Below are 15,529 nucleotides of genomic sequence, written 5' to 3'. Positions count from 1 at the left end.
ACAAGGGCCAGGGCAGTTTCCGCAGTCCGCGTCATGCCGGTACCACGCTCCACGGGTCGAGAGTCGCGACTCCCATCGACGCGAAATCCTTGGTATTGCGCGTCACGATCGTCATGGCGTGTTCACTGGCGATCGCCCCGATCATCGCGTCTCTCTCGGGGCGTGGGTCGGGCACGTGCAGACGGGCGGCACGGCGCGCGCTTGCGAGATCGAGCTCGAGGATTCGGCCCGCGAAGACGTCGAGGACATCCTCCTCCAACCACATCCGCAGTCTGTTGCCCTGCGCCGCGTCACGGCGCTCGATCAGCCCGATCCCGAGCTCGATTTCCATGACGGTGACGACACTCAGATACAACTCCGACGGGCGCCGCTCCGCGACCCAAGCCCGAACCGCAGGGCTGGCCACACGTACCGATTTCCGCAACTCGCTGACGACGTTCGAATCGAGCAAGAACGTCACAGTGGAGGCACTTTCAGCCCGACGTTCAGGGCCGGCGGATCGAAGTCGATCTCGTCGTCATCCATACTCAGCCGCGCCACGATGTCCTGACTGTCCGCGCGTAGCCGTCGGTATTCCTCGATCGAAAGCAACACGTACGCTTCCTCCCCGCGATCGGTGATCACGACCGGCCCCTCGGACGCAGCTCGTTTGGCGGCGCTGACATCGCGATTGAACTCACGAGCGCTCATCGTGGTCATAGCAACCAACCTCTGATGTAGGTACATACCTACACTAGCCCATGCGGGGGTGCCGTGCCAGGAACAGCGATTTCTCCGGCGATACGCCGACACTCCCGCTGACGCCGTAGGCTGCGGAGCGCGACCCTGTCCGCCTCTCGGAGGAGTTGTGCATGGTGTTCGGGTTACCGAAACTGCCGCCGCTACCGCTGGTGCGGGCCGTCGGGACCGTTCGCTACGCGCTGGGCGAAGCCTATCGGCGGTTGGCGCCGGCGCCGCTGTCGTTGATGGAGTTGCTGGCGGCGGGGTGGTTGGCGCAGGCCATTCATGCGGCGGCGGCACTGGGGATCGCCGATGAGCTGGCGCAGGGGCCGCTCACCGGTGCGGAACTGGCGCGGCGGGTGGGTGCGGACGAGGACGCGCTGCGCCGGTTGTTGCGGCTGCTGATCAGTCACGGCATCTTCGCGCAGCGCCGCGACGGGCGCTACGCGCTGACCCCGCCCGCCCGGGCCCTGTGCCGCGACTCCCCGGAGTCGCTGCGTGATGCGGCCCTGTTCTTCGGGTCGGCCACACATCGGGCGCATTGGACGCATGTGGTCGACGCGGTACGCACGGGAAATCCGGTAGGGCCGCAGGTGGACGGCGCTCCCTTCTTCGAATACATCCGCACCGACCGTCAATTCGGCGACCTGTTCGACCGCGCGATGACCAGCATCGGATCGCTCACCACGGAATCGTTGTTCGCCGCTTACGATTTCGGGCGCTTCTCGACGATCGTCGATGTGGGCGGCGGGCACGGCGCGATGCTCACCGAAATCCTCTCGCGCGCATCCGAAACCCGGGGCGTGCTGTTCGATCTCCCCGATGTGGTGGCCGGTGCGGCGGAGCGCTTCGCAGCCGCGGGATTCGACGGGCGGGCCGAGGTGACGGCGGGGTCCTTCTTCGAATCGGTTCCGGCGGGCGCGGAGGCGTATCTGCTCAAACATGTGGTTCACGATTGGCCGGATGCGCGTGCCGAACAGATCCTGCGCACCGTGCGCGCCGCGATGACGTCCCACGCCCGGTTGATCATCGTGGAAATCGTGCTGCCCCAGGACAATCGCCCGCATCCGGGTAAGTACACCGACCTGGAGATGCTGATCAACAGTGGCGGCCGCGAGCGCACCGCCGGTGACTACCGCGACCTGCTCGCGCGCTGCGGTTTCGCGCTGACCCGCATCACCGAGACGGTGTCACCGGAATCCGTGATCGAGGCACGGCCGGTGTAGGACCGCCCGCGCTAGCGCGCACCGCGCGGACGCCGGCGCGGGCGAGCGATGCCGACGTGCTGCTCGACCAGTTCGCCCCACCAGTTGGCCAGCGAGCCGACCAGAAACCATGCGGCCCTGACTCGTTCGTCGTCGACCGTCTCGGCGTCGCGCAGCAGCACGGTGGCGCGGACCTGGGCGGCGGCGAGTCCGTCGACGGCCGCTCCGAGGGAACGCGCATGGGCCGCGGCGGCGGTGCGGTCGCTGACCCAGCGGTCGATGTGGACGACGATTTCCCTTCTGCGGCAGTCGATCTCCGCCGCGCGAACCGGGGAGCGGCGGCGGGCGAGGTGAAGTTCGGCCAGTTCGCGGGCAGCCCGGGTGACCGGATGGTCGTCGGCCTGGTCACCGATATGGCCGCAGCAGGCGGCGAGAAGTTCGTGCCCCTCGGGTATCTCGGGATGGAGTTCAGCGGCCGTGCCCGGGGCGCCCGTCCCCACGGCGCCCCGGTCCACCGCGGCGGCGCACCGGCCGCGCAGCCCGCCCGGGCCGGTCCGCGCTGCGCGGCCGTACGGCTGCGAGGCGGCGGACATCGGATACCTCCGGAAGGGTCGTGGTTGCACCCGACGCCACGAACGGGACACCGGACCGCGAGCCCGACGCGGCAAGGGCAAACCGCGCCGGATCCGGTGTGCCGCACGATGCGAAGGGGGCAATCCTGCGGCGCCGGGTGCTACTTCCAAGCGTGCGCGCTCGCGGCGGCCCGGTCACTGCCCTTTCAGTGGCCTTCCGATGCCCCTGGGCGTGAGGACCTGCCCGCCATGGGAACTATCGCCAGGTCACGGCGGTGGCGATGAGGATCAGATACAACACCAGTACGAATACCACAGCCGGAACGACGGGATACGCGCGGGTAGCCGAATCGGACTCGCCCGCAGCGGGCGACGCCGCTCCGTTTCGCGCGGACTCGGACGGCGGAACCGGTGGTCGCATCGGCTCCGGCGAGCGAGTCAGGAACGATCCGGCCACGAGGACCGGAAGTAGCAACAGTCCCACCGGAATCCACGTCAGTGTCGCCCACGGCAGCGGATGGTCCCACGGCCGGCTCAGCGCCACCTCCGCGCCGACCGCGAGGGCCGCGCAGCCCACAATCGCGACGACACTCCTCCGCACTCCCAGGACATTCGAGTAGTACGACTGCCCCGGGCGTGCGTCCGCCGCCGTCTTGCGCGCGAATTCGAAATGGAGGAAGGCGCCCGCGAAGATCAGCGCGACCCAGGCTGTCCGCCACCCGGCCTCGACCTGACCGGTGTCGATCGCCGAACGCACGAGGTACGCGATGATCCACAACTGCACCGGGTAGGTCACGGCCAGATTCAGCAGCAGATCGCCGCGGATCCGCGCCGATACGCCCTCCAGCCCCCACAGCGCGAGGCCGTATCCCATCGCCGCGACGACGAGCACCGCCGACCACCACGACAGCAGCGACGACACCACTGTCAGCATCACCGCGAGCGCCCCGATCGCACCCCACAATTCGCCGACGCTCACCGCTCCCGTGACCAGCGGCCGATCCGGGTTGTGTACCCGGTCGTAGTCGAGGTCCTTGATCTCGTCCACCATGCGCAGATACAGCAGCAGCACCACGACGACGACGATCCGCACCGCCGTGGCCCCTCCCGGACGCCACGCGAGGTCCGGATGCGACACCACCGCCGCGGTGCCCTCCACCGCCGCGACGAACATGACGGCGTAGAGCAGATGATGTGTTTCGTACCGCGCGACGGTGAAGCGCGCGATTCGCGCGACGGCCGATCCGCCCACGCGACGGCGCCCCGGGGTCGAGGCCTGCTCGGACCGGCCGGTGGGCGCGGAACCGCTCAGCATTCCGCCTCGTCGGTGTCGTAGCGCAGGCCGATGCGGGCGGCCACCGCACCGCACTGGTGGATTTCGCAATCGACCTGTCCCGGAACGGCATCCGAGGGGCGGGCCACACATTCGGCGCGGTGGTCCAGCTCCACGAACTGCTCGAAGGAACTGGAAACCCCGATCAGCCGGCTCGGCTCGGACACCGACATCGCGGTGACCGTCTGCCGTGCCGCCTCGAGCAGCACACTGCCGGGCACGTGATCCACGGCGTGGTCGAACAGGATCGGGTGGCCGGTGTCGATCGCCAGCTCGGCGACCGCGGCCGCGCCGACTCGCCGCAGCGGGCCGATCACCACATTGCGCTCGTTGGCCCGGCCCACCTCGACCGCCGCGGCCGACTGCCCGGGCGGCAGCGCCGCGCCGATGTCGCCGAGGCCCAGCCCGGTGCGTAACCCGCCGCGCAGCACCTCCCACCGCGACGGCGACACCCAGGTGAAGGATCCGTCCACGATCATCAGCGGCTCACCACCGCATTCGATGTCGAGCACCATATCCACCCCCTGCAGCACCTCGCCGCGCCGATGCCGGCGCGAAATCTGCACCGACATCACCAGATCCGCGGGCGCGGGCCCGATCACCCAGCTGTCGCTCTCCGCGACCGCACCGTTGAAGGTGCGCACCACGAACCCGAAATCCTGTGGTACGCCGAAGTATTCGTGCGTGAGAGCGATCGCCGCCTGCCGGGCGGCCTCCATCACCAGCATGGGATCGTAGGTGTCGTCCCACGGAGCCAGGTGGTCGCCGTAGAAGGCGTGCATGCGGGGAAGCTGGGCACCGACCACGAATTCGTCGGACCGCGCGGCGTGCAGCGAGGTGACGAAGACCTCCGACACCGCACAGCGGTGGGCGAGATGGCGGGAGATGGTGTGCACGTGGCTCGCTGTCGGGATGGTCGCGGTGTCGATCGTCATGGTCGTGCCTCCAACCAGTCGTGTGCGGATACCGGGGGCAGGGTCTGCCGCCGCCCGCCGTTGCGCATGGGCAGTACGTGGGAACCGAGGACGACGGCCGACCAGGGATCGATCGCGCGGCCGGTGGCCCAGGCGCGACGCAGCAGCAGCGCACAGTCCTCGTCGCGATCCGGATCGAAGTCCGCCGGAACATCACCGACGTCGTCCACCAGCCGCGCGGCGGCGGCCGAACGCCCGAAATCCCGTGCGGGAGTGCGGGAGTACAGCTCCGCGGCGCAGGCGGCGGCTTCGACACCGCGGTCCCGCCCGGACTCGATCTCCCGCAGCACCCGCGCACGGGTGTCGGTGTCGAAGTAGATCGCGAACTCGCGCAGCACGTCGGCCGGATCGTCGGGCGAATGCACCAGATTCAGCAGGTAGCTGTATCTGCCCAGCAGATAACGCAATTCACCGGGCTGCCGCTTGCCCGGATCGGTGGGGCCCTTGGCCGCCGTGAGCCGCACCGGGGTCGGCAGCGCGGTGGGTTCGCCGGAGACGACGAGGACCAGCGCATCGGAGATCTCGGTCAGCAGATCGGCGAGCCGCCGCCGCTCCGGCGAAGCGATATTCCACGCGAAGTACCACAGCGCGCGCACCAGATGCCGGTCCACCGCGCAGGTGCGCGCCGCGACGATACGGAAGTCGTTGTCCCGCAACCACTGCAGCGTCGGTTCGACGGCCCGGGCCACGATCGCATCCGGTTTCAGCAGCAGCAGCGAATATCGGCGAGAGAAGTCGGCCGCATCGAGGCCGGCCGCACCGAGCTCGTCGACCGTCTCCTGAACGTAGGTGTCCTCGGCATAGGCGGCCGCCTTGGCCGGCAGCGGAGTCGACGCCGCCAGCAGTTGCGCCAGATTCATCGGCTGCCTCCCACAGTCGCGTCCGGGCCGAAACGCGCCAGGATCTCGGTCACCGACGGCAGCGGATCGCCGAGGTAGCCGCTCTCCAGGCAGTGGTCGAGGAGCAGTCGCAGATACGGCTTGCCGCTCGGCGGGCAATCCCGCCCGAGCAGGGCATGTGTCGCCGTGGTGTCGAACAGCGGTCGGCGGGCGAAGTAGCTCGTGTAGAGCGCGCCGATGCGCTGGAAGTATTCACGCTCCAGCGGTTCCAGATCCTCCACCACGAACGAGGCCTCGGGCACGAAGGTCGCGACCTGGAAGGAGGGATATTCGGCGAGGACGTCCGAGATGTCACGCAGCGAGAGCGCATCGGCGCCGACGGCGTGAAAGGTCTGTCCCGCAGCGGAATCGAAGTCGGTCGCGGCCGCGGCGATCACGTCGGCGACGAAGTCGACCGGTGCGGGCGCGATCGTGGCGTCGTAGCGGCCGGGCAGTGAGCGCAGCTTGCCCTCGACGATCAGCTTCACCACGGTGTAGAGGTTCTTGTAATCGCGGATCACGCCGGTGTCGGTGGCGCCGGTGACGACGCCGGGGCGAACGACCGCCCAGCGCAGCCCCGGGGTGCAGCGCACCTGGCGTTCGGCCCGGAACTTACTGTCCTCGTAGCCGTTTCCGAAAGCCTGCCCGACATCGAGTTCCGCCTCGGCGACCACACCCGCCCGCATCCCGCACACGTAGGCGGTACTCACGTACACCAGCGGCACGTCCCAGCGCAGCGCCAGTTCGATCGCGTGCGCGGTGCCGCGCACGTTCAGTTCCTCGTAGTCGCCGGCGGTGGCGTCGAAGGCCGTGGTCGCGGCCGAGTGCACGATCATGCCGACGCGGGAGCCCAGTTCGGCGGCGTCGTGCCCGGAGAGGCCGAAACCCAGCCGCCGGACGTCGCCGCGCACCGTCTCGATGCCGTCCATCTCGGAACCGTCGTTGCGGATGATCCGCGCAGTGCTGTGCACCAACCCGACAACGGGCCGGCCCGCCGCGCCGAGGCGCGCCACCACCTCCGCACCGATCAGGCCGCCCGCGCCGGTCACCAGAACGGCGTCGTGTCCGGTCACAATCGCACCTCCTCGATCAGGGCCACCACATCCCCGATACGGCGCACACCGGCCAGCTGTTCGGGCCGGTAACGCGGTAGTCCGAAGGCCTGTTCGAGGACCAGGGTCAACTCCATCAGACGAAGCGAGTCGAATCCCAGATCCTCGATCAGCCGCAACCGGTCACCCGGTTCTGCGGGCGGAGCCGGCGCCATCGCGACGACGAGCCGGCGCACCCGTTCCGCCACTGGGCCGTCCACATTCGTCATCACTGTCCTCCGTCGCGCTGGTGGGGTTGCCGCCCGCCCGAGCCGAGCAGGTCGCGGGCCTCGTCGAGCGGCAGTTCGGTATCGAGATAGGCGGCCGGGCGCAGCCAGTCGTAGCTGATGTCGAGCGTGCGCCGCCATTGCTCCCGCGAATCGAACGACGCCGGAAACTGTGTGCCACCGGCGATCTCACGCACGGCGGCCGCGAGTTCGTCCAGCACGGCCAGTTCGTCCAGGCCGCTCGCGCCCGATCCGAGGACCGCGGAGAAGCGCAGGGCCGACGCGCGGTCGACCAGCGCGCGTAGCGGTCCGGTATCCGGCACCATCGCGGCCAGCGTCCGGCCGGGCGCGACATCCGGGGGCAGCGGGTGAATACCGTAGGTGGACAGCGCCATTCGCACGCACATCGCGATCACGCGATGCGCCGCGATGTCGGCGACGGCACCCTGCCCCGCTTTCACCGCCCCCATCAGGTCCTCGCGGGCGTTCTCCAGCACCACGTTCGACCAGACCACCTCCATCGCGCAGGCGACGAATCGCTGGGCCGGAAGCGGTGACAGGGTCGCGATCTCGCGGTCCGCGCCGCCACCGGCGAGCCCGAGCGCGGGCATCCGCGTGGACGGAATCGGCGTGACCGGGCGTACCGGCTTGCACATGGCGAGCGCGGGACGCAATGTCTCGCCGCCGCGCAGGGACAATCCGATGAGGCCCAGGCGGACGAATTCGGCGAGTTCGGTGCCGATCGGCGACCGGCGCAGTATGTCGGCGACCGACTTGCGGGCGACCACGCCCCGCCATGCCGCGGCGCCGCGGTCGGAGAGTGCGAAGACGTCCCGATCGTCGCGCAGCACATGGATCCGGTCGCCGATGGGCCACGTGGTCACGCCGTCGACCCGGGCCAGCAGAATCCGATCGGGATCATCGGTGACGTCGTCGATGCCGAATCGCCGGGCCAGGGTGAGCATCTCGTCGAGCGTCGCATCGGCCGGGAGTGCACGGTAGGCGTCGACCTGCTGCGCGATATCGGGATCGGCCGCCACGATCCGATCGAGCTGTCGCGGAACCCATTTCGTTTCGATGTAGGTTTCCCCGCGCGTCGCGGCCCACGACTTGACCGCCTGGAGCAGGCCGTCGCGAGCCCACCCGTCGGCTTCCGCGTCGGCGCCCAGGGCGCGCAGCGCGACCGCGAACCACAGCGCGTGGCGGCTACGCTGCGCCCACCAGCCGGATACGGTCTCGGCGAAGCCGTCGGCGGGCAGCAGCGCCAGCAACCCGTCCAGATCCACGGCCGCGCTCGACCGCAGCACCGTCGCATTGCGGAACCGCTGGCAGCGGTTCAGCACGTCCTCGTCGAGATCGCCACCCGCACCGGTCACTCGCTCGAGTTGCGCGCGCAGTTGTGCCTCGGATCGGGTGCGGATCTCGATGCGGCGGCCGTCGGCGAACACCACGGTCGGTAGCGTCGGCATCTGCTCGTCACCGGGCGCCACGATCAGGAAGTCGATATCGGAACCCTCGTTGCCGAATCCCTCCGCCAACGACCCCTCGAACAGGGCGGCGGAATTCGGTGGGATCGAGACCGTTTCCAGTGCCGCGGCCAGCAACCGCTCGACACGATCGATCGACAGCGCCGGCGCGGTGGAGACACTCGTCGCGGTGGTGTCGGCGCCGGGATGTTCGGCGGCGCCCGCCAATCGCCCCTCGGTGTAGAGCTGCCACATGTGCCGGCGGCGCGGTTTGCCGCTCGAGGTGCGGCGGATGAAGCCGCGCGGTCCGGTGACGACGCCGACGGTCCCGGCGGGGCCCAGTTCGCCGCGCACCACGGTCCGGGCCCGGGTGATCCACTCCCCCGGCGCGGTTTCGGCGAAGAGGACGATGCCGGGGGCGGCGCCGCCGGTCAGCGAAACCGCCGCGAGCTTTCCCTTGGTAATGCCGGTTTCGCGCGCCACCCGGGATTCGATGTCCTCCATGAACACCGACCGCCCCCGCACCTTCAGGCTCGTGCCCATCCGGCCCAGCACGAAAACCTCGTCGTGGTAACGGAATCCGGCGTCGCCGGTGTAGAGGCGGCCGTCGGTGATGCGGGTCGCGCCGCCGGCGCCGTCGGTATACCCGAGGGCGACCGAATCGCCGATCACCACCATTTCGCCGAGCACCCCGTCGGGCAGTTCGCGGCCGTCGTCGTCCACCACCACAACCGTGGATTCGGGAGTGGAATAGCCGAGGCCGGTGATCCAGCCCGGGCCGCTCACCCACCGGTCGTCGGCGAGTGCGACCTCCGCGATTATCCGCACTGGCTCACCGGGGCGCAGGGTCGCGGTATCGACCCGCAGGGCCGTGAGCGGCCGGTCGCGCGCCGAGGAGGTGACCATCAGCGTGGCCTCGGCCAGACCGTAGGCGAGGGTGTACGCCCGAGCGGAGAAGCCGCGCGCGCCGGTGAGTTCGGCGAAGGACCGCAGATCCTCGACTTCGACCGGTTCGGAGCCGACCGCCAGGGTCCGCCATCCCGACAGGTCCAGATCGGCGATGTCGTCCGGCGAAACCCGATGTGCCACATAACCGAGCGCGAACGACGGCGACGGCGAGTGCTGGGCGTGCGCCATCGCCCGCAGCCAGCGCGCCGGATCGCGCACGAACTGATCGGGCCGCATCAGATACAGGTCACCCTGATTGGCGACGGTGGTGAGGAATGCGCCGACCAGGCCCATATCGTGGTAGAGCGGCAGCCACGAGACCATCGCCTCGCCGGGTCGCCAGTCGATCAGCCGGCTGATCATCCGGATGTTGTTGGCCAGGTTGTGCCACGACACCCGCACGCCGCGCGGGGTTCCGGTGGACCCGGAGGTGAATTGCAGCAATGCCGTCTCGGCCGCGGGTGCGAGCGTCCGGTCGGCGGGCGATCCGGTGTCGCCGACGACGACCGGTTCGTCGGCACGTCCGGCCGTCGTCATCGCCTCACGGACCAGTGTTTCGAGCTCCACGGAGGTCACGACCACGCGAGGTGCGGCCTGGTCGAGTATCGCCGCGACATGTGCGATGTACTGGGCCATATCGGCGAACATGGGCGGGGCGATGGGCGTGAACACCCCGCCGCACGCCCACACCGCGTAAAAGGCGGCGACACAGGGGAATCCGGTCGGCATGACGACGCAGACCCCGGCCTCGTCACCGCCCCCGAGGCCTCGTTCGCGGAGCCGACCCGCGACCGACCAGGTCAGTTCGGCGAGTTCCGCGTAGCTGCGGAACTGCCAGCCGTCGGCTTCGTCGGCGAGGTGGATGCCGGTGGCGGTGGCGGGATTCACCAGCCAGCCGCGCACCAATGCCTGGTCGTCGTCGGTGTTCCGCAGTTCACTGGGCATCGGCTGCCTCCCCTTCTTCGAGCACGGTGACGGTTCCGCTGCTGCCGTCGACCCGCAACGGCATACCGGTCCGGACGGATCTGGTGACACCCGGAATCTGCACCACCGTCGGCACGCCGAGTTCGCGCGCGACGATGGCGACATGGGTGAGCGGGCTGCCCCGCTCGACGACGAGAGCCGTCGCCGAGGGCAGCACCGCCACCCATCCCGGATCGGTTCGATAGGTGACGAGCACACCGCCCGCCACGTCGCGCGGCTCGTCGACCACCACCGCCGGACCCGTGCCGACCCCACCACCCGACGGCGTACCGGCGAAGACCGAACCCGCTGTCGCGGCCGGGGTGTCGGTGATCGGCACCCACCCGGCCGCCGCCAGTTCGGCCGGGCCGAAACCGCCGCCGTGGGTGGCGAAGCGGGCCGGTGCGACCAGGCGCGCGTCGGCGGCGCGCTGCTGTTTGCGGGTGGCGACCACCGCCCGCAGACCGGCCGTCTCGCCGCCCTCGTAGCAGCTGCGCAGTTGCGGCAGCGTCAGGTAGAACACATCGGAGAATTCGTCGATGATATTGCGCCGCACCAGGTCTCGTCCCATGATTCGGATGGTTCGTTTGACCATGCCGAAGGCGCGGGTGCGGCAGAAGCGCAGACTTTCCCGATGCCCCGCACAGCGAGACACCTTGCGCCGCAACCGTTCGTAGATCGCGCGGCGCCAACCGCGCAGATGCGCATCCAGATACCGTTGCGCATCGTCGGCGGCGCGGTCCTGTTGTTCCGGCAGTGCGGCCAGCACCATGACGAACAGGCCCGACGGATCCTCCCGCAGATCCGGGGTCTCGAGCTTCAGTTCGTCGAGGCTGCGGTAGCCGTAGCGGTCGATGTACTCGTCGACGCGTGCCCGGAATTCGTCCTGGCCCGCGGTGACCAGCGCGTCGTAAACGCCCTCCGGGGCAGTACTTTCCAGCAGCTTGCGCAGATCGTCGTTCTGCCGCACGATCGCGGCGAGCGCCGACATGGCACGGGCCGGCTCGGCGGATTCGACGTCGGCACCGGGCCCGGCGACGGCGTAGAGGAACCACTCCGGTGCCTTCGGCAGAAATATCCGGGTGAGGACGTACAGCAGACCGGTGAGGGTCAGCAGCATCGCGTCCAGCACCATCATCGGACCCCAGCGGTGCACCAGTTCCCGATCGAGTTCGCGATAGCGGGCGTAGGCCTGTGCCCCGGTGTCGGCGCTGTCGTCGTGGGACTCGAAATCGTCGTAGACGCGGTAGAACTCGTCGAGGAACCGCCGCATCATCGCGTCGATCCCGGCGATGCGGCGCAGATAGATCGCGGTGGTGCGGGTCCGGGACATCACCCGCCGCAGCGGATTGCCGAAGGTGAACGGGCGCAACGTCTTCGCGATGTCGTCCGGCAATGGTTCGGCCACGCCGAGCGCGGCCTCGAGTACCCGGCGGTTGAGCGGATAGCCCGGCGCGATGCCGACCATCCGATACCAGTGCAGCAGGTTGTAGTAGACGCGCCCGTGAAAGTAGCCGAGCAGCACCGGAGTCCAGCTGTCGGTCTGCGCGACCTGCGGCTGCGGCACCCCCAGGGATTCGGCGTATCCGCGGTACACCCGGCCGTAGATATCGGCCGCGGTGGTGAAGGTGAGCGGTGAGGTGATGCCGCTGAAACTCTCGATGATGTTGGAGTTGTCCCAGATTCGCAGATCACCGTCGGGCACCGCTTCACCGGCGCCGCGCAACGTGTCCCCCACCGCCGTGGTCACCGGCCGTGCCTGCAGCACCCAGAGCCGGCCCTCCGCGTCGAAGGCCCACTCGACGTCCTGCGGGGCGTTAGTCGCCGTCTCGATCCGGCGGCCGAGCTCGATCAGCCGGGTCACCTGCTCCGGAGTCAGCGCCGGGCGCGCCCGCAGCGCGGGATCGACGTCCACCGCGATACAACCCTGGTCGCCGTCGGGACGGTAGCGAGTCGCCTTCTCGCCCAGGACCGCATCGAGGACGGTGCCCGAAAATTTGTCCACCACATGGGTATCGGCGTCCACGGCGCCCGAAACCAGCCCTTCGCCCAGACCGTAGACGGCGCTGATCAGCATCCGGTCCGTGGCGCCGGTGCTCGGGTCGCAGGTGAACAGCACACCGCTGGTTTCCGCCGCGATCAGGCGTTGCACCACGACCGCCGGCATCTCCGGGAGTGCCAGTCCGTGCGCGAAACAGTAGTTGATCACCCGCGGCGACAGCGCCGACGCCCAGCAGGCCGTCACCACCGACGCGATCGCCTCGGCCCCCGAGACGTTCAGGAACGAATCGAACTGCCCGGCAAACGAATACGCGGTGCCGTCCTCCACCGCCGCCGAGGACCGGACCGCCACCGGGGCACGGCCCAGGCGCTGCCATACCTCGTCCATCGCCGCGACGAGGGCATCCGGGGGCGTGGCGGTCATGATGCTCGCGCGTAACCGCGCACCGCGGGCCAGCGCCTCGTCGAGATCGGTCGTGCGAACGAATTCCGCTGCCGCCGCGACGATCTCGGCGGGCATGTGCTCGAACATCTCCGGCTCGACGACCAGCCAATCCGGCACCGGCAACGACGCATCACGCAACCGACGCAGCCCGGCCGCTTTCCCGCCGGCATCCGCCGCTTCGGCAAGGCCCGCTTCGGATTCGTGCACCAGGTCTCCTGTCATCGCGGACCGTGCGCCTGCCCAGCGGTCGCTCGCAGAGTTCGTAACGGTATATCTGAAATGCTTCCGTTTCGGAATACCGGTGATCGATATCCGACCGGCCGCGGTGCGCAGGCGGTCACCGGGGCGTTGTCTCGATATACCGGCCGCGCTCGCCGGTGTTAACCGAAATCCGAACAAGATCGGCTGGCCGCCCGCCGGGAGCGCGGCTACGCTACGTTGAGGCTCGTGACGATCGGTGGAGGGTGTAATTCGGCGTGAGTTGGTCATTCACACCGGACGAGTTCGCGCACATCTGGCGCGAAACCGACCTCGATCGTCATCCCTTCCCCCTTCGGATCCTCGAAACCCCGCGCACCGAGGACGAGGCGGCCACCTTGCGCAAAACCCTCGAGGCACGGCTGCCGCTCGGCGCGGACCCGGACCTTTCCGCCTGTCTGCGCATCCTGGCCGCACCGCACACCCGCGTGGTCGCGATCGGCGGCGCACACAGTCCCGGGACCGAGATCCGGGCGGTGGCCGCGGCGATCTACGACCACGCCGTTCTCGCGATCCAGGAACCGGGACGCACACCCGGATTCGGCGGATCCATCCGATTGTCGATCGGGCATACCGCCAAACTGGGCGCCCGCATCGCCGCGCTGCTGCCCGACTGCCCGGCCGGAGGTGAACCCGCCCGCTCGGCACCGGCCGAGGCGGTACGCGACGACGATTGCCCGCGGCCGGCCTCACCGCCGGCGCCGCGCATCCGACGCCTGCTGCTGAAACCGCACAGCGCCGAAGGGCATATCCGCATCGAGGCCGGCCTGGACCGGCCCACACCGCCCGCGCCGCTGTACTACACGTGGATCGACGTCGCCGAGGACGGGCGCTATCTCATCAAGGCGGGCGACGAAGTCCATATCGTGCCCGCGAGCCGGCAGCAGATCGGCACTCACCTGCAAAAACGCATTCCGCGATGACCGTGACGGGCGCGGATTCGGGCAACTCGGGCTGACCGGACATCGCCGGAACCAGTAAGCTGGGTCGACCTGCAGCCTCACCGGGAAGCCGCCTCCGGGCGTTCCCTGTCGGGCTGTGTGATTGCAGCCCGATGGGGGAGCCCTACGAGGTAATGCTCCGCTGCCGCCTCCGGCCCTCCCCATTAGGCTGATCGGACCGACCGATCTCAGGGGTGCGCATGACGATCGAGACCAGCCAGGCCGATATCACCCGTTTCTTGCAGGCCGCGCGCGGGGGAACCGTCACCTTCGATCCGGCGGCCGCGCGTGGGTGCGCGGAGATCTATCAGCAGCAGGCCGACCGGCTTCGGGAACTACAGCAGCGCCTCGATTCGGTGGCGCAGCTCAGCGGATTCGGGGGCTTCTTCTCCGCGCAGCAGTTGCAGGCCGGATTCGGCCGCAAGGCGCGCGATGCGGCCGAACTGCTCGACCAGTACATCGCCGCCGCCTACCGCATGAAAGAGGCCTTCCTGACCAGCGCCGGGCTCTACGAGGAGGCCGATTCCGCGCATGCGGCCGCGCTGCGGGCGATCTCGTCCGGACTGTCACGATGAGCGCCGAATTCCGTTACGGGCCGGCCGCATCGCACACCGACCCCCAATACGTCAGCGCCATGGAACATTTCGAGTCCATGACACACGAACAGATCCACACCGGAACCGAGAAGATCGAGGCCGGTGAGATTCTGCAGGCCTCCCTGATCTGGCTGGAGGCGGCCGCCACGCTGACGGGTTCCATGCCGGCCACCCGCTCACAGGTCGAACGAATCATGGACCATGCCGGTTGGCAGGGCCCGGCCGCCGAGGCCGCCGCCGCGAGCGCGCACAGTTTCGCCGCCTCCGTCGACGAATTGGCCGCCGTCTTCGGCGAGGTCGGCGCGCGGCTCGGTGCGGTCGCCGGCGCCGCGGAGGCGGTCAAACTGGCGGTGCCGCCACCGGGCGATTCCGGGCCGGTGGGCGCCATCGCCCGAGTGTTGGAGGCCGCGCACGTGCTCGATGCGCGCATCGCCGAGGAGGTCATGCGTCAGGAGGCGATTCTGGCGATGAACATGATCTACAAACCGGCCTACTCCGCGGCGGGCACCGCGGTCCCGGCGCTGCCCGAACCCCCGGCACAAGCCGATCCGGCCGGACCGCGGCCCAGCGCTCCCGCGCGCCCGAACGGCGACCGTCCGCAAGCGCTCCAAAGTCCAACGGCCCCACCGTCGTCCGAGTCGGAGCCCTCGACACCGGCCCAAGCTCCGAACTCGGCCACTGTGCCCGGCACACCCGCATCGCCGCAGCCCGCACCCGGCAATCCGGCACCGAGTTCGTCGGCCCCGGCACCCGCCGCGCCGACGCACGATCCGGGCCCCGCGCCGACCCCGGCGCCGCCGACCTCTTCCGCCCCCACCTCGCCGGACCCGACGCAGCCACCCGCACCCTCCAGCCCGAGCAGTCCGGTGCCGCAGCCGGGCCCCCCGACGACCTGTCTCTTATACACATCT

14 protein-coding genes are annotated in these 15,529 nt (G+C 69.4%); 4 read left to right on the top strand and 10 right to left on the bottom strand.

Going from position 1 to position 15,529, the window contains the following annotated elements; genetic code table 11:
* Positions 1 to 31: 31 nt before the first annotated feature.
* Together C8258_RS26210 and C8258_RS26205 are read right to left on the bottom strand one after the other, a co-directional pair.
* A complete protein-coding gene (locus tag C8258_RS26210; protein WP_106957447.1) occupies positions 32 to 460 on the bottom strand; it encodes a type II toxin-antitoxin system VapC family toxin in 429 nt (142 codons plus the stop codon).
* Complete coding sequence (locus C8258_RS26205; RefSeq protein ID WP_063014622.1) at positions 457 to 699, bottom strand: type II toxin-antitoxin system Phd/YefM family antitoxin; 243 nt, start codon at positions 697 to 699, stop codon at positions 457 to 459. The genes C8258_RS26210 and C8258_RS26205 overlap by 4 nt, the downstream gene beginning before the upstream one ends.
* Positions 700 to 851: 152 nt before the next feature.
* On the opposite strand from C8258_RS26205, the gene C8258_RS26200 reads away from it, so the two are divergent.
* On the top strand, positions 852 to 1,946 hold the full coding sequence (locus C8258_RS26200) for a methyltransferase (RefSeq protein WP_106957446.1): 1,095 nt from the start codon (positions 852 to 854) through the stop codon (positions 1,944 to 1,946).
* 11 nt (positions 1,947 to 1,957) lie between these two features.
* Here the strand turns inward: C8258_RS26200 and C8258_RS26195 are convergent, their stop codons facing one another.
* The 8 genes from C8258_RS26195 to C8258_RS26160 all read right to left on the bottom strand — a co-directional run bounded on the left by C8258_RS26195 (position 1,958) and on the right by C8258_RS26160 (position 13,030).
* Positions 1,958 to 2,518, bottom strand: a complete 561-nt coding sequence (locus tag C8258_RS26195; RefSeq protein ID WP_106957445.1) for a DUF4254 domain-containing protein — start codon at positions 2,516 to 2,518, stop codon at positions 1,958 to 1,960.
* Between the two features lie 235 nt (positions 2,519 to 2,753).
* On the bottom strand, positions 2,754 to 3,812 hold the full coding sequence (locus C8258_RS26190; protein WP_106957444.1) for a hypothetical protein: 1,059 nt from the start codon (positions 3,810 to 3,812) through the stop codon (positions 2,754 to 2,756).
* Positions 3,806 to 4,765 carry a ScbA/BarX family gamma-butyrolactone biosynthesis protein gene (locus tag C8258_RS26185; RefSeq protein ID WP_106957443.1) on the bottom strand — a complete coding sequence of 320 codons (960 nt, stop codon included), beginning with the start codon at positions 4,763 to 4,765 and terminating at the stop codon, positions 3,806 to 3,808. Before C8258_RS26185 ends, C8258_RS26190 begins: the two co-directional genes overlap by 7 nt.
* On the bottom strand, positions 4,762 to 5,664 hold the full coding sequence (locus tag C8258_RS26180; protein ID WP_106957442.1) for a nucleoside-diphosphate kinase: 903 nt from the start codon (positions 5,662 to 5,664) through the stop codon (positions 4,762 to 4,764). Before C8258_RS26180 ends, C8258_RS26185 begins: the two co-directional genes overlap by 4 nt.
* Positions 5,661 to 6,755, bottom strand: a complete 1,095-nt coding sequence (locus tag C8258_RS26175; protein WP_106957441.1) for an SDR family oxidoreductase — start codon at positions 6,753 to 6,755, stop codon at positions 5,661 to 5,663. The genes C8258_RS26180 and C8258_RS26175 overlap by 4 nt, the downstream gene beginning before the upstream one ends.
* Positions 6,752 to 7,003, bottom strand: coding sequence for an acyl carrier protein (locus C8258_RS26170; protein ID WP_106957501.1), 252 nt, complete (start codon positions 7,001 to 7,003; stop codon positions 6,752 to 6,754). The genes C8258_RS26175 and C8258_RS26170 overlap by 4 nt, the downstream gene beginning before the upstream one ends.
* Entirely contained in the window at positions 7,003 to 10,359 is a 3,357-nt protein-coding gene (locus C8258_RS26165; RefSeq protein ID WP_106957440.1) for an AMP-binding protein, read from the bottom strand. The genes C8258_RS26170 and C8258_RS26165 overlap by 1 nt, the downstream gene beginning before the upstream one ends.
* A complete protein-coding gene (locus C8258_RS26160; protein WP_233225351.1) occupies positions 10,349 to 13,030 on the bottom strand; it encodes a phosphoenolpyruvate synthase in 2,682 nt (893 codons plus the stop codon). The genes C8258_RS26165 and C8258_RS26160 overlap by 11 nt, the downstream gene beginning before the upstream one ends.
* A 269-nt stretch (positions 13,031 to 13,299) precedes the next feature.
* Here C8258_RS26160 and C8258_RS26155 point away from each other — a divergent pair, with 269 nt between their 5' ends.
* From C8258_RS26155 to C8258_RS26145, 3 genes are all read left to right on the top strand, one after another.
* Positions 13,300 to 14,004 carry an ESX secretion-associated protein EspG gene (locus tag C8258_RS26155; protein WP_106957438.1) on the top strand — a complete coding sequence of 235 codons (705 nt, stop codon included), beginning with the start codon at positions 13,300 to 13,302 and terminating at the stop codon, positions 14,002 to 14,004.
* Positions 14,005 to 14,222: 218 nt separating this feature from the next.
* Positions 14,223 to 14,597 (top strand): hypothetical protein, encoded by a 375-nt coding sequence (locus C8258_RS26150; protein ID WP_036508059.1) that lies wholly within the window; start codon positions 14,223 to 14,225, stop codon positions 14,595 to 14,597.
* Positions 14,594 to 15,529 (top strand): hypothetical protein (locus C8258_RS26145; RefSeq protein ID WP_106957437.1); only part of this gene is annotated, 936 nt, incomplete at its 3' end. The genes C8258_RS26150 and C8258_RS26145, both read left to right, overlap by 4 nt.

The organism is Nocardia sp. MDA0666 (assembly GCF_003023875.1).
In the GTDB taxonomy this organism is placed as follows: Bacteria; Actinomycetota; Actinomycetes; order Mycobacteriales; family Mycobacteriaceae; genus Nocardia; species Nocardia aobensis.
This window is presented reverse-complemented; position numbering and strand designations above follow the sequence as displayed.